Source organism: Sulfitobacter sp. M85, assembly GCF_029285915.1.
Taxonomy (GTDB): domain Bacteria; phylum Pseudomonadota; class Alphaproteobacteria; order Rhodobacterales; family Rhodobacteraceae; genus Sulfitobacter; species Sulfitobacter faviae.
Window position 1 is genome coordinate 39942 of the sequence record NZ_JABECQ010000006.1, and the last position, 14418, is coordinate 54359.

Annotated in this window: 12 protein-coding genes; 3 read left to right on the forward strand and 9 right to left on the reverse strand. The window is 65.0% G+C overall.

Going from position 1 to position 14418, the window contains the following annotated elements; genetic code table 11:
* Nucleotides 1-73 precede the first annotated feature (73 nt).
* Entirely contained in the window at nucleotides 74-1402 is a 1329-nt protein-coding gene (locus HKX24_RS12895) for a DUF2793 domain-containing protein (protein WP_271693975.1), read from the forward strand.
* A gap of 21 nt (nucleotides 1403-1423) precedes the next feature.
* Here HKX24_RS12895 and HKX24_RS12900 read toward each other — a convergent pair whose 3' ends face one another.
* From HKX24_RS12900 to HKX24_RS12915, 4 genes are all read right to left on the reverse strand, one after another.
* A complete protein-coding gene (locus HKX24_RS12900) occupies nucleotides 1424-2386 on the reverse strand; it encodes a pyridoxal-phosphate dependent enzyme (RefSeq protein ID WP_271693974.1) in 963 nt (320 codons plus the stop codon).
* Between the two features lie 12 nt (nucleotides 2387-2398).
* A complete protein-coding gene (locus tag HKX24_RS12905) occupies nucleotides 2399-3535 on the reverse strand; it encodes an aminotransferase (protein WP_271693973.1) in 1137 nt (378 codons plus the stop codon).
* A gap of 18 nt (nucleotides 3536-3553) precedes the next feature.
* Complete coding sequence (locus HKX24_RS12910) at nucleotides 3554-4627, reverse strand: serine hydrolase (protein ID WP_271693972.1); 1074 nt, start codon at nucleotides 4625-4627, stop codon at nucleotides 3554-3556.
* A 77-nt stretch (nucleotides 4628-4704) separates the two neighbouring features.
* On the reverse strand, nucleotides 4705-5184 hold the full coding sequence (locus HKX24_RS12915; protein WP_271693971.1) for an Lrp/AsnC family transcriptional regulator: 480 nt from the start codon (nucleotides 5182-5184) through the stop codon (nucleotides 4705-4707).
* 95 nt (nucleotides 5185-5279) lie between these two features.
* Here HKX24_RS12915 and HKX24_RS12920 point away from each other — a divergent pair, with 95 nt between their 5' ends.
* Both HKX24_RS12920 and HKX24_RS12925 read left to right on the forward strand, forming a co-directional pair.
* On the forward strand, nucleotides 5280-6482 hold the full coding sequence (locus HKX24_RS12920) for a methionine gamma-lyase (protein ID WP_271693970.1): 1203 nt from the start codon (nucleotides 5280-5282) through the stop codon (nucleotides 6480-6482).
* A 78-nt stretch (nucleotides 6483-6560) separates the two neighbouring features.
* Nucleotides 6561-8945, forward strand: coding sequence for a 1-deoxy-D-xylulose-5-phosphate synthase N-terminal domain-containing protein (locus HKX24_RS12925; RefSeq protein WP_271693969.1), 2385 nt, complete (start codon nucleotides 6561-6563; stop codon nucleotides 8943-8945).
* A gap of 30 nt (nucleotides 8946-8975) precedes the next feature.
* Here HKX24_RS12925 and HKX24_RS12930 read toward each other — a convergent pair whose 3' ends face one another.
* Genes HKX24_RS12930 through HKX24_RS12950 form a run of 5 tightly spaced genes read right to left on the reverse strand, consistent with a single transcriptional unit; the run spans nucleotide 8976 to nucleotide 14359 of the window.
* Nucleotides 8976-10472 (reverse strand): carboxypeptidase M32, encoded by a 1497-nt coding sequence (locus HKX24_RS12930; protein WP_276154055.1) that lies wholly within the window; start codon nucleotides 10470-10472, stop codon nucleotides 8976-8978.
* A complete protein-coding gene (locus HKX24_RS12935; protein ID WP_271693966.1) occupies nucleotides 10469-11494 on the reverse strand; it encodes an oligopeptide/dipeptide ABC transporter ATP-binding protein in 1026 nt (341 codons plus the stop codon). The genes HKX24_RS12930 and HKX24_RS12935 overlap by 4 nt, the downstream gene beginning before the upstream one ends.
* Complete coding sequence (locus HKX24_RS12940; RefSeq protein WP_271693965.1) at nucleotides 11491-12456, reverse strand: ABC transporter ATP-binding protein; 966 nt, start codon at nucleotides 12454-12456, stop codon at nucleotides 11491-11493. The genes HKX24_RS12935 and HKX24_RS12940 overlap by 4 nt, the downstream gene beginning before the upstream one ends.
* Nucleotides 12453-13385: an ABC transporter permease gene (locus HKX24_RS12945; protein WP_276154054.1), complete on the reverse strand. Its 933-nt coding sequence runs from the start codon at nucleotides 13383-13385 to the stop codon at nucleotides 12453-12455. The genes HKX24_RS12940 and HKX24_RS12945 overlap by 4 nt, the downstream gene beginning before the upstream one ends.
* Nucleotides 13385-14359, reverse strand: a complete 975-nt coding sequence (locus tag HKX24_RS12950) for an ABC transporter permease (protein WP_209219238.1) — start codon at nucleotides 14357-14359, stop codon at nucleotides 13385-13387. Before HKX24_RS12950 ends, HKX24_RS12945 begins: the two co-directional genes overlap by 1 nt.
* Nucleotides 14360-14418 lie beyond the last annotated feature (59 nt).

Here is a 14418-nt window from a genome sequence, read left to right on the forward strand (position 1 = left end):
CGAACGGTGGGTTGTCAGGCTGGCAAGACTTCCTTCTCACAGTCTCAGGCGACCCATAACGCGGAGAGCCCCGATGCCCGACACCTCTGAGCGCCTATCCCTGCCCTATTTGATGCCCGCACAGGCGCAAAAACATGTGACCCATAACGAAGCGCTGCAACGGCTCGATCTTCTCGTGCAGCTTGCGGTCGAAGGCTTTGACGCCAACACGCCGCCCGCCCTGCCGCAGGCGGGGGAGATTTACGCCCTCGGTGATGCGCCGACAGAGGTTTGGGCGGGTCATCCCGGTGAACTGGCCGCCTGGGTCGGAGAGACCTGGCAGTTCACCGCCCCGCAAGACGGCTGGGTCGCTTTGGATAAATCGACCGGGATTCTGCACCGTTGGGGGGCTGGGGCTTGGGCCGAGGTCTCGCCCCCCGATCTGGCGAACCTCCCCGGGCTGGGGGTTAATACGGATTACGACAGTGGCAATCGCTTGTCGGTCTCCTCCCCGGCGAGCCTGTTTACCCACGAAGGGGCGGGGCATCAGCTAAAGCTCAACAAGGCCAGCGCCGCCGATACCGCGAGCCTGCTGTTCCAAACCGATTGGTCTGGCCGTGCCGAGATGGGCACGGCGGGGCAGGATGATTTCGCCATCAAGGTCAGCGCCGATGGCAGCAGTTGGACCACCGCGCTGGCCTTTGACGCAGCGAGCGGCATCGCCTCAGGCGCGGCGCTGACGCAGGACGTGGGTGATGCGACCGTGGGTCGTTTGCTGCGGGTCGGGGATTTTGGCATCGGCGCGGACGCGGGGCCGCTGGTGACCGATCTCGACGCGCATGATCTTTCGGGCAGTTTTTCAAGCCATGGCGGCGCCCATGCGCAGGCGACTGTCGGGGCCAACCCTTTCCCGGCGCTGAATGGTGTCTTCGGCCTGCTCTGCGGCAATAGCACCTTAGGCGGGCAGAGCGCCTATCTGTGGCAGATCGCACTGGGCATCGACACGCCGGGTCTGGCCTTTCGTGTCCGGGCGACGGGGGCATGGGGCGCGTGGCAGCCCATTTGGTCCGGCGCGAATACGACCGTTGATGCCAATGGGTTCATCAAGGAAGCCAGCCCGATCGTGCGCCTGTTCCGCGATGGCAGTGAAGAGCCTGCGGTGCCTTTGGGTGCAGGGTTCGAACGGGTCGGGCTTGGCCATTACCGATTGTCGAATGTGCCGCCGCTCGCCAGCCGCGGCTGGCAGATCGAAGCGCCGCAGGATGCGAATGGCAATCGGCTGGTTCATGTCGCGTGCAGCTATGATGCGGGCACGCTCGATATCCGCACCCGCGAGGTGATCTGGCAGGACGGCTGGGCCGGCGGTGCGCCTCGTGACATTCCTGATGGCCGTTGGGTCGACCTGCGGTTCGACATGCGCTGAGGGGAAATGGCCGGGTGGCCGTTAAATGATGCCGCGCAACTGCTCGACCTCATAATTGCCACCGCATAGCAGAACGACAGAGGTCTGGCCCGCGTAGTTCTGCGGCCCTGCCAGATAGGCCGCCAGCGCCAAAGCGGCGGCCCCTTCGACCAGCATGTTCTCTTCCCAAGCCAACACTTTTAACGCTTCGGCGATCTGATCCTCGTCGCAATGGATGATCTCGTCGATCACCGCGCTTGCGAGCGGCAGGGTCATCGAGCCAGCATCGACCCCGCCCGCCACGCCATCGGCCAGCGTGTCGAGATGTTCCGTTTCGACGATCTTGCCCGCTTCGATCGACGCGGCCAGCGCGCAGCTATTCGCAGCGCTCACACCGATGACGCGGGTCTGCGGCGAGAATTCCTTGATCACCGATCCCATGCCCGAGATCAGCCCACCGCCGCCCATCGAGACGAAGACATTGTCGATGCCTTCGATCTGGTCGAGCAGCTCCAGCGCGGCGGTGCCCTGCCCCGCGATCACCTCGGCATCGTTGTAGGGTGAGATATAGGTGTAACCCTCAGCCTCAGCCAAACTCTGCGCGTGCAGCTCTGAAAGCGAGGCATCGGCCCCATGGATCACGACCCTAGTGCCGTAGCTTTCAATGATCTTGCGTTTCTTGGCGACGACGGTTTCGGGCAGCACCACAATCAACTCATGCCCCGTGGTCTGGGCCGCAAGCGAGCAGGCGATGCCGTGGTTGCCGGAGGATGCGGTGATGACGGGCCGGTCGAGCGGCGCCGTCGTCAGCTTTGCACTGGCGCCGCGCAGCTTGAATGACCCGGTATGCTGGAAGTTCTCGGTCTTGTAGAACAGCCGCGAACCCTCTGCAATTGGCAAGCGCGAGGTGATCACCGGCGTGCGGCAAACCGCGCCCGCGATTTTGCGATGAACCACGCAGGAACGGGCGGCGCTTTGGGCGATCAGGTCTGAGGCTGACGGCATGATGGGCTCCATCTAGCTTGACTGTGCCGCGCCGTGACGCACGAGGAAGGCCGCGACACGCGCCAACCCGTCGCACAGGTCCGCCGTCGAATTGGCGAAACCGATGCGCAGCCAGCCCTCCATGTCCATGGCGCTGCCGGGGGTGAAAAGAACGCCCTCTTCCTCCAGCAATTGCGTGCAGAAATCACGGCTCGGCAGCGGCAGGTCGTATTCCAGCAGCGCCGTGGTGCCCGCTTGCGGCTTCACCCATGAGATCAGCGGCTCAGCCTCGACCCAATCCGACAGGATTGCGAGGTTCTCACGCGTGATCCGATGCGCGCGGTCGAGAATTTGGGCGCGGTTTTCGAGGGCGAGGGCCGCGAAATACTCGTCAATCCGCCCGACGGAAATCGTGTTGTAATCGCGGTGGATCATGATGTCTTCCAGCAGGGCCTTTGGCCCCGCGACCCAGCCCACGCGCAACCCGGCCAGCGAATAGGCCTTGGACATCCCCGCCGTGCTGATACCACGCTCGTAGAGATCGCAGATCGAGGCGGTATAGCCGTTCCCCGCCTGATCGGTGCCGCGATAGACCTCATCGCAGAGCACCCATGCGCCGCTGCCGCGCGCGATCTCGGCAATCTCAGCCAGCATCGCCCGGTCCATCAGCGCGCCGGTCGGGTTATTGGGGTTGTTGGTGGCGATCATTCGTGTGCCGGGGCGCATCATTGCGCGCAATTCCGCGAGGTCGGGCAGGAAGCCGTTCTCGGGGCGCAGGTGCAGCAATTCGACCTCGGCGCCGATGCTCTCGGGGATCGAATAATGCTGTTGGTAGGTCGGCACGATGGCGATGACATGATCGCCCCGGCTGACGAGCGTTTGGTGCACCAGCGCATTGGCCCCGATGGTGCCATGGGTAGTCAACACGTTCTCGCGGGTCTGGGTCTCGTAAAGCCCCGCCACCGCGTCGCGCAAACGGTCGGAGCCTTCGATCGCGCCATAGCCCATGCGCATGCTGCGCAACTCGCCCAGCACCGAATTGTCGACGCCCGCCATGTCGATCAGCTCCCCGAGGGTGATTGAGTCGACGCAGGTCTCGGCGAGGTTGTAGCGGCAGTGGTTCTCGAACTCGTTCATCCACATTTCGACGCCAAAGGTCTTGATATGCATGGGGTTTCCTTTCGTATCTCAGTGGTCGGCCAGCGCGGCGAAGGTCTGGCGGAGGAAGTCGGGGGTGGCGGTCGGAGCCAGCCAGCGCATCACCGCGACGATCTCATGCTCCGGCGCGATCCATATGGTGTGCCCGCCCGCGCCCTGCGCGCTGAAGGCCGTCTCGGGCAGTTTTGCATCGGCCTCGGCTCCGCGATTGAGCCACCAAAGGAAGCCGTATTTGTCGAGCGTCGGCGTGGGCGTCAGCGATTGGCGCATCCAGTCTTCGGGCAGGATCTGTTCGCCGTCCCACGCGCCGTTCTGACAGATGAATTGACCAAATTTCGCGTGATCCTCGGCGCTGATGAACAGCCCGCCGCCCCAGTGCCCGCCGCCGGTGACCGATTGAACGCGCTTGCCATCCAGTTCGACCCAAGAGGTCGAATAGCCCTCCCACCGCCAGTCGTTCGAAGCGCCGATGGGGTCCATGATCCGTTCGCGCAGCACTTCCGGTAAGGGCCGCCCGAAACGTATCAGAAGCGCATAGGCCAGCGCGTTCACCCGTACGTCGTTGTACTCATAGTGGCTCCCCGGCACACCAACTTGCCGCAACTGGCCCTTTCGGCTGTTGTCCGCCCCCGGCCCGATCTGGCGGTAATGATCGACCTGATCGTCCTTCCCGAAAATCTCGCCGCGCCATTCACTGTTCATCTGCAGCAGATGCCGCCAAGTGATGCGCCCGTTGTGCTCGCCCGAGAAATGCGGCCCCGGCACGCTGTCGCCTACAGGTGCGTCGAGGTCCGCGATCAGCCCGTCCTTCACCGCGAGCCCGGCCAGCACCGACAGGTAGCTTTTCGCGATGGAGAAAGTCATGTCGGCGCGCGTCGTATCGCCCCAATCGGCCACGCGCCGCCCGCGGTGCAGGATCACGCCGGCTGGCCCGCCGCGCGGGCGCACTGGGCCCACGATCTCGGTCCAAGGGCCGCTCTCGTTCCACTCGCGATTTCCGACATAGGCGCCATCAGGGTGATACATCGAGCGCGGCCAGTCGGTCTCATGCGCAAGCGCATGGTCGACGACAGCTTGTAAGGCGGGGGTGGCGGCGAAGGTCATGGGGGCTCCTTGGGGCTTCGGGCGAACATTTCCCAAGGGGGGCGGAATTGTAAACCGGTTAAATGTCTCCCCACGCCTCAATCGCCGATGTCGGGATAGACTTGGGAGCGTTTGACCACGCCGTAGACGAAACTGGTGTCGATCGACCCGATGCCACCGATGGGATGCAGCCGCGCGCGGACGAAACGTTCATAGTCCTCGAGATCGCCCACCACGACGCGCAGCAGGTAGTCCGACAGCCCGCTCATCACGAAACATTCCAGCACCTCGGGGATCGCCTTGATCTGGTTCTCGAAGCGCTGCACCGTGCCCTCGTCGTGACCGTCCAGCGTCACCCGCACCATGACCGTCACCGGCAGGCCATAGGCCTTGGCGTCGATCTCCACGCTGTAGCCCCGGATCGCGCCGCTTTTCTCAAGCGCGCGCAGACGCCGCAGGCAGGGTGAGGGCGACAGACCAACTTCCTCGGCCAGATCGAGGTTGGTCATCCGGCCATTGCGCTGCAGCGCGCGGATGATCCGGCGGTCGGTGGCGTCCAATCGGGGCGTTTGGGGCATGATATGCCAAATCTCCTGTAATTCGCGCATATATTAGCAATCAAATGCCCCTTGCGCCATCGGATCATGCCCTCAAATTCAGACAGGGGCCAGCCATGACCGAGAACCAGAAATCCTTTGCCACCCGCGCCATTCACCACGGCTATGACGCGCAGGACGAACAGGGCGCGCTGAACCCGCCGATCTACATGAGCTCGACCTTCACCTTCGAGACTGCCGAAGCCGGCGGCGACATGTTCGCGGGCGAGCGTGCAGGGCATTTCTACACCCGCATCAGCAACCCCACGTTGGACCATCTGGAAAAGCGTATCGCCAACCTCGAAGGCGCCGAGGCTGGCCTCGCCACTGCTTCGGGCATGGGGGCAATCACCTCGACGCTCTGGTCCTTCCTGCAGGCGGGCGACGAGATCATCATCGACAAGACGCTCTACGGCTGCACCTTTGCTTTCATGACCCACGGGTTGCCGCGCTTTGGCGTCAAGGTGACGCTGGTCGACATGACCGAGCCTGCAAACCTCGCCGAGGTGATCAGCGACCAGACCAAGGTGGTCTATTTCGAAACCCCCGCGAACCCGAACAACCGTCTGGTGGATATCGCCGCCATCTCCGACATCGCGCATCGCGCGGGCGCCAAGGTGGTGGTCGACAACACCTATGCCACGCCGGTCATCACCCGGCCCATCGAACATGGCGCCGACATCGTGCTGCATTCGGCGACGAAGTTCCTTTCTGGCCATGGCGACGTGGTCGCGGGCCTCGTGGTGGGCAATGCCGAGGACATGATGCAGGTGCGGCTCGTGGGTCTGAAGGACATGACCGGCGCGGTGATGTCGCCGCTCACCGCCATGCTGCTTTTGCGCGGGATCAAGACGCTGGAAGTGCGCATGGAACGTCACTGTGCCACCGCCGCCAAGGTCGCCGAGGCGCTGGAGCAGCACCCGGCGGTGCTGCATGTCGCCTACCCGGGACTGGCAAGCTTCCCTCAGGCCGAGCTTGCGCGGCGGCAGATGGGCAACTTTGGCGGCATGATCCCCTTCGAGGTCAAGGGCGGCAAGGCCGGCGGCATCGCCTTTATGAACCGGCTGAACCTGATCCAGCGCGCGGTGAGCCTTGGCGATGCGGAGAGCCTGATCCAGCATCCCGCCAGCATGACCCATTCCACCTATTCCCCCGAGGAACGCGCTGAACATGGTATCGCCGAGGGGTTGGTGCGGCTTTCGGTCGGGCTGGAATCGGCGGAAGACATCATTGATGACCTTTACGCCGCGCTTGGGGCGCATAACATGCAAGCGGCCTGATCCGGCACGAACCGGACCAGTCGCGGGCGGTGTCGAGGAGGGCACCGCCCGAGCGATCCTCAAGATGAAAGACCTGCCATGACCGCTCTCGCCCCTGCCCAGCTCAAGACCATCGAACAACGTCTGCTGTGGCTGTCGCACTGGATGATCCACAACGCGAACCACATTCGGCCCAAGGTGGACGGCATCAAGGTGGGCGGGCATCAGGCGTCTTCGGCCTCGATGGTGTCGATCATGACAGCGCTCTATTTCAGCGCCCTGCGGCCCGAGGACCGGGTGGCAGTCAAACCCCATGCCTCGCCGATCTTCCACGCGATGCAATACCTCATGGGCAACCAGACCCGCGAGAAGATGGAGAATTTCCGCGGGTTCCAAGGAGTGCAGAGCTACCCCAGCCGCACCAAGGACGTGGACGACGTGGATTTCTCCACCGGCTCGGTCGGGCTTGGCGTGGCGGTGACTTCATTCGCCTCGCTGGTGCAGGACTACATCACCGCGAAAGAATGGGGCGCGGATGTGGACCTCGGCCGCATGGTGGCCTTGGTCGGCGACGCCGAGTTGGACGAGGGCAACATCTACGAGGCCCTGCAGGAGGGCTGGAAGAACGACCTGCGCAATACATGGTGGATCATCGACTACAACCGCCAGTCGCTCGACGGGGTGGTGCGCGAGGGGCTGTTCAAACGCATCGAGCAGATTTTCGACGCCTTCGGCTGGGACGTGGTGAAGGTAAAATACGGCGCTTTGCAGCGCGCCGCCTTCGAGGAGCCGGGCGGCGACAAGCTGCGCGACTGGATCGACAATTGCCCGAACCAACTCTACTCGGCGCTGACCTATCAGGGCGGCGCGGTCTGGCGCGAGCGGTTGATGGAAGCGCTTGGCGATCAGGGCGATGTCACGGCGCTGATCGACGCACGCAGCGACGACGAACTGGCCGAACTGATGGAGAACCTCGGCGGCAACTGTGTAGAGACGATGGCCGAAACTTTCGCCGCTATCGACCACGACCGCCCGGTCTGTTTCCTCGCCTATACCATCAAGGGGTGGGGCACACCGATTGCGGGGCACAAGGACAACCACGGCGGTCTGATGACCAAAAGCCAGATGGCCGACTGGCAGAAACACATGGGCGTGGCCGAGGGGGAGGAATGGGAGCCTTTCGCCACCGTTGAAGACCCGCAAACGCTGCAAGCGGCGCTCGACCGGGTGCCTTTCTTCGCGAAGGGCCGTCGCCGCTACAATGACATGACGCTGCCCGTGCCGCAGATCGAACTGTCGAGCGACCGGGAAATCTCCACGCAGATGGCCTTCGGCAAGATCCTCGACGATCTGTCCAAGGGCGACAGCGATCTGGCGCAGCGCATCGTCACCATGTCACCGGACGTGACCGGCACCACGAACCTCGGGCCATGGGTGAACCGCCGCAAGCTCTTTGCCCGCAAGGAACAGGCCGACACTTTCATCAACGAAAAGATCCCCTCCACAGCGAAGTGGGAGTTCACGCCCGAGGGCCAGCATATCGAGTTGGGCATCGCCGAGATGAACCTCTTCCTACTTCTGGGCGCCGCGGGCCTGTCGCATTCGCTCTTCGGCAAGTGGGTCATTCCCATCGGCACGGTCTATGACCCCTTCGTTGCCCGCGGTTTGGACGCGCTGAACTACGCCTGCTATCAGGATGCGCGCTTCATGATCGTGGGCACCCCCTCGGGCGTGACGCTGGCGCCCGAGGGCGGGGCGCATCAATCCATCGGCACGCCGCTCATCGGCATGAGCCAGGACGGGCTAGCGAGCTTCGAGCCCGCCTTCGCCGATGAGCTTGCGGTCATCATGCAGTGGGCCTTCGACTACCTGCAACGCGATGGCGAGGGCGACCCGGACGAGCGCACATGGCTGCGCGATGAGACCGGCGGCTCGGTCTATCTGCGGCTCACCACAAACCCCATCGAACAGCCCGGCAAACGGGTCGACGAGGACTTCCGCCAAGGCGCCATCGACGGGGCCTATTGGCTGCGCAAGCCCGGGCCGAACTGCGACGTGGTGATCGCCTACCAAGGCGCCGTGGCGCCCGAGGCGATCAAGGCCGCGGGCAGCATCGCCGAGGGCCGCCGCGACGTAGGCGTGCTGGCGGTGACCTCCGCCGACCGTCTGAACGCCGGCTGGACCGCGGCACAGCGCGCCCGGGCGCGCGGCAATCACGCGGCGCAGAGCCATATCGAAACGCTGCTCGGCCAATTGCCGCGCGACTGCAAGCTGGTGACGGTGATCGACGGCCATCCGGCGACGCTGTCCTGGCTGGGCGCGGTCGTGGGCCATCAGACGGTGCCGCTCGGGGTCGAGCATTTTGGCCAGACCGGCACCATCGCCGACCTCTACCGGCATTTCGGCATCGACGCGCGCTCGATCGTGGAAAAGGTGCAGGGCCTGACCCCGGGCCGCCAGATGTTGCACCGGGTAGCGGGCTAAGGTTCGAAGGGGGGCAAACTGCCCCCCTCATCACCTGCCGAACTTGGCTTCCAGATAGGCCAGATAGGCCGTCGGGTCGTAGGCCCCTGCCCCGATTCCGGCGAGGATCTCGGCCCGGCTGCGCGACCGGCCGTGTTGCCAGACAAGATCGCCCAACGCCGCGTGAAGCGGCGCATAGTCACCTGCCGTCACGCCCGCGCGCACTTCTGGCTTCGTGGCATCCAGATGCGCCATGATCTGCGCGGCGGTGGAATTGCCCACGGTATAAGTCGGGAAGGAGCCGATGTAGCCGTGCGACCAATGCACGTCCTGCAGACAGCCCGCGCCGTTGTCCGGCACCTCCAACCCCAGATCCTCGCGCATCGCCGCGTTCCACGCCTCGGGGACGTCGGCGACCTTCAGCGAGCCGTCCATCAGCGCCATCTCGATCTTCACGCGCAACATGACGTGCAGATCATAGGTCAGCTCGTCCGCCTCGACCCGGGTGAGGCCGGGGGAGACGCGGTTGATGGCGGCGACGAATTCGGCTTCGCTCACGTCGCCCAACTGTTCGGGGAAGGTATCGCGCAGGCGCCCGTAATGCACTGCCCAGAAGGCGGGCGACCGGCCGATGTGGTTTTCCAGCAGGCGCGACTGGCTTTCGTGCATCCCGAAACTGGTGCCCGCCACGGCATAGAGCCCGATCATGTCGGTCTCATGCGCCCCGCGCGTGAGCGCCGGATCGGCGCCCATCTCGTAGAGCGCATGGCCCGCCTCGTGGATCGTGCCGAAGATCGACATTGGCAGGTAGTTCGGGTTCCAGCGCGAGGTGATCCGCACGTCGTTGCGGGTCATGGAGATCTCGAAAGGATGCACCGCCGTATCGAGTCGCCCGCGGTCCATGTCATAGCCCAGGGCCTCGGCGATATAGGCGCAGAAGGCCTGCTGGCCGGCGACGGGATAGTCGCGGAACAGGAAATCGCTGCGCGGCGCGGGCCGGGCGAGGGCCGCGTCGAGGATCGGGCGGATGCCGTCGCGGAGCTGGTCGAAGAACCGGGTGAGCTGCACCGCGGTGGCGCCCGGCTCGAACACATCGGCCATCGGATCGTAGGGGTGACCGTCATGGCCAAGCGCCTCGGCCTTCTCGCGTGCTAGATCGACGATGCTTTGCAGATGCGGCTGGAACAGGGCGAAGTCGCCAGTGCGGCGGGCCTCGGTCCAGGCGGCGCCGGCGGTGATCGATTGCTCGGCCTGTCGGCGCAGCAAGGCTGCGGGGATGCGGGCGTGATGGGTGCGCGCCTCCTGCACCGATTGCGCGGCGCGGCGCTCGATCTCGGGCGCGTCGCTCTTGAGCACGGCTTCGGCGGCCTTGCCCATCTCGGGGTCGAGGATCATTTCACGCGCGATACCCATCAGCGTGGCGATCTGGTGGCCGCGCGTCTCGGCCCCGCCCTTGGGCATCATGACCCGCGCGTCCCAATTGAGCAGATTTACCGAGACGAGCACGTCGTTCAGCCGCCCCACGCGGTCGGTCAAGGTCAGGCTCATGCGGCGGCTCCTGTTTCGGCGCCGGTGCCCCCGTCATGCAGGTGGCAGGCGACGCTGCGGTTGTCTTTCGGGTTCACGAGGCGCGGCACCTCCACCTTGCAACGCGGACCCGCAAGCGGGCAGCGCGGGTGGAAGGCGCAGCCTTTCGGCGGGTTGATCGGCGAGGGGATCTCGCCTTTGATCGGGTGGAAGTTGGCGCGCCCGGTGCCGAGGGTCGGCACGGAGGCAAAGAGCGCCTCGGTATAAGGATGCAGCGGCTTGGCGTAGAGTTCATCCGCCGGCGCGGTCTCGACCACGCGGCCGAGGTACATGATCGCCACCCGGTCGCAAACGTGACGCACGACCGACAGGTCATGGCTGATGAACAGCGCCGTGAGGTCGAGCTCGCGCCGCAGCTTCATGAAGAGGTTCAACACCTGCGCCTGGATGGAGACGTCGAGCGAGGCCACGGCCTCGTCCAGCACCAGAAGCTCGGGCTGCATGGCGAGCGCGCGGGCGATGGCGACGCGCTGGCGCTGCCCGCCGGAGAACTGGTGCGGCAGGCGGTTGGCATAGGCGCCCTCCAGGCCGACCTGCTCCAGCAGGCTGCGCACCCGTTCCTGCACCTCACGCGCCGGGATCAGCCCGTGGATGCGCGGGCCTTCTGCGATTATTTCGCCCACCTTCATGCGGGGGTTGAGGCTCGCGAAAGGGTCTTGGTGGATCATCTGCACGCGGGTCGTGAGCTTGTCGACATTGCCGCGCAACTCGCGCGCCACCGGCTTGCCTTCGAGCGTGACGCTGCCCGCGCTCGGCGCGTAGATGCCCGACACGACGCGCCCCAGCGTGGACTTGCCGCAGCCGCTTTCGCCAACGATGCCCAGCACCTCGCCGCGCGGAACGCTTAAGGTGACGTCGTTGACCGCGTGAACGGTCTGGGTGGAGTCGCGCCCCGACAGGCGGTCCAGCCCCCGCACGACCAGCCCAGGCTTGCGGGTGAACCGCTTGGAGACGCCGTCGATTTTCAGAATGGGATCGGTCATGTGGCCTCGATCGGATGGTGGCACAGGACGGAATGTGCCTCGGTTCCAGTATTGGGTGGGAGCGTCGCGCAGACCTCGGTCGCGCGCGGGCAACGGGGCCGGAACGGGCAGCCTGAGGGCAGGTTCGCCAGCTGCGGGGTCGAGCCCGGGATCTGCGGCAGGTCGCGGCCCGGTTCGTGCAGGCCGGGGACCGAGTCGATCAACCCGCGCGTATAGGGGTGACGCGGGTGGGCGATGACCTCCTCCGCCGTGCCGCTCTCGACGATCCGGCCCGCGTACATCACGGCGATGTCGTCGGCGAGCGAGGAGACAACGGCGAGGTCATGGGTAACCCAGACGATGGCGGTGCCGGTCTCATCCGCCAGCCGCCGCACCTCGGCGAGGATCTGGCCTTGGATCGAGACGTCGAGCGCGGTGGTCGGCTCATCGGCGAGGATCACGGCAGGCCGGTGCAGCAGGGCCGTGGCAATCGCCACGCGCTGGCGCATCCCGCCCGAAAGCTGGTGCGGATAGGCCTGCAGACGCTCGGCGGGGGCCGGGATGCCGACGATCTCAAGCGCCTCGCGGGCGCGGTCCCATGCGGCGGCCTTGCTGACCTTGTCGTGCACGCGCACGGCCATGGCCATCTGGTCGCCCACCCGCAGCACCGGGTTGAGGGTCATCATCGGGTCCTGAAACACCATCGAGACGTTGCGGCCCCGCATCTGGCGTCGGCCCTCGGCGCTGAGGCTGCGCATGTCGGTGCCCTGCACCATGACCTGCCCGGCGGTGATCCGACCGGGTTCGTCGATAAGCCCCATGATCGAAAACCCGGTGACGCTCTTGCCCGAGCCGCTTTCCCCCACGAGCCCGAGGATACGCCCCGGCTGGACCGAAAAACTCACGTCATTGACGGCGGTGACGGCCCCCTTGCGGGTGCTGAATTGCGTGGTCAGACCCCTGACCTCCAGTGCGGCGCTCATCGGCTGTTCCTCGGGTCGAGCACCTTGCGGACCTGATCGCCCACGAGGTTGATTGCAACAACGGTCACCATCAGCGCCAACCCGGGATAGATCGACAGCCAGTAGCGGTCCGAATGGATGTATTTGAACCCGTTGGAGATCAGCGACCCCAGCGAAGGTTCGGTCAGCGGCAGGCCTACGCCGAGGAAGGACAGCGTCGCCTCCAACGCGATGGCGCTTGCTACCTGCACCGTGGCAACCACGATCAGCGGCGGCAGGACGTTGGGCAGCAGGTGCTTGAACAGAACGCGATGCGTCGGCAGCGGTGTCGAGCGCGCGGCCTCGATATAGTCCTTGCCGCGTTCGACCTTGGCCGCGCCATGAGTGGTCCGGGCGAAATAGGCATATTGCGCGACGACCAGCGCGAGGATGATCTGCGCCACCCCCTGCCCCAGCATCGCCACCAGCACCAGTGCCAAGAGGATCGCGGGCATCGAGAGTTGCAGATCGACGATCCGCATCAACAGCGCCTCGATCCGGCCGCCGAAATAGGCCGCGGTGAGGCCAACGGCGATGCCGACCAGAAGCGCCAGCGCCCCCGCCGACAGACCGATCACGAAGCTGGTGCGCAGCCCGTAGAAAATGGCCGAGAGCATGTCGCGGCCCGCGTTGTCGGTGCCCAGCAGATGGACATAGCCGCCCGAACCTTCGGTGCCGGGGCGCAGGAAGGCGTCGAGCCAGTCGAGCGCGGCCATGTCATAGGGATCCTGCGGCGAGACCAGCGGCGCACCGAAGGAGAGGAACAGCAGCACCCCGATCACGATGAGCGCGCCCACGGCGACCCAGGATTCGCGAAAATCCGACCAGAAGTTGCGCAGCCGCTCGGCGCGCGTCTCCACCGGCGGGGCCGAGGGCACGGCCATGGTGTTTTCAGCGACGATCTCGGGCATCATGCGCCTCCTTTCAGGCGGACCCGCGGGTCCAGTCGGGCGTAGACCAGATCAACCACGAGGTTGATGAGGACAAAGAGGATCACGACCATGATGAGGTAAGAGACCATCACCGGCCGGTCGAGTTGCAGGATCGAGTCGATGATCAGCTTGCCGACACCGGGCCAGTTGAACACGCTTTCGGTCACCACCGCGAAGGCCAGCGTCGAGCCGAGCTCAAGCCCCAGCACCGTGACGATCGGGATCGAAATATTGCGCAGGATGTGGCGGAAGACGATCTGCCGGTCCGGCAGACCCTGCGCGCGGGCGAATTTGACGTAATCGGTGCCCATGGCCTCGACCATGCCGGCGCGGGTCAGGCGGATCATCAGGCCCATCTTGAACAGCGACAGGTTGATCGCGGGCATGATGACATGGCTCCAGCCGTCAGGGGTGAAGAGCGAGGAGGTGATGCCAAGGAAGGTCGCCTCGTCCCCGCGCCCGCCCGAGGGCAGCCAGCCAAGCTCGACCGCAAAGCCCATGATCAGCAGCATACCGATCCAGAAGGTCGGCACGGAGAAGCCCAGCACCGACAGCGCCATGATCATCTTCGCGCCGAGGCTCTCGGGACGGTAACCGGCCCAGAGACCGGCGGGAATGCCCACGCCCACGGCGATCAGCACCGAGGTCAGCACCAGTTCCAGCGTGGCGGGAAAGCGCGAGAAAACGAGGTCGACGACCGGGATGTTATAGACCATCGAGGTGCCCAGATCGCCCTGGGCCACGTTCTTAAGGAAGGTCCAGTACTGCACGACCAGCGGTTGATCGAGCCCGTATTGCTCGATCAGCTTCTGGCGGATCTCGGCGGTGGCGCCCGGATCGATCATCACGTCGATCGGATTGCCGATGGCAAAGACGCCGACAAAGACGATCACCGACATGGCAAAGACCACGACAACTGCCTGTGCCAACCGGGTTACAAAATAGCTGAGCATTCGACCTCGCCCATCAGACTTAGAAAATGGAGGCGCCCGCCGGCAAGCAGCGGGCGCCC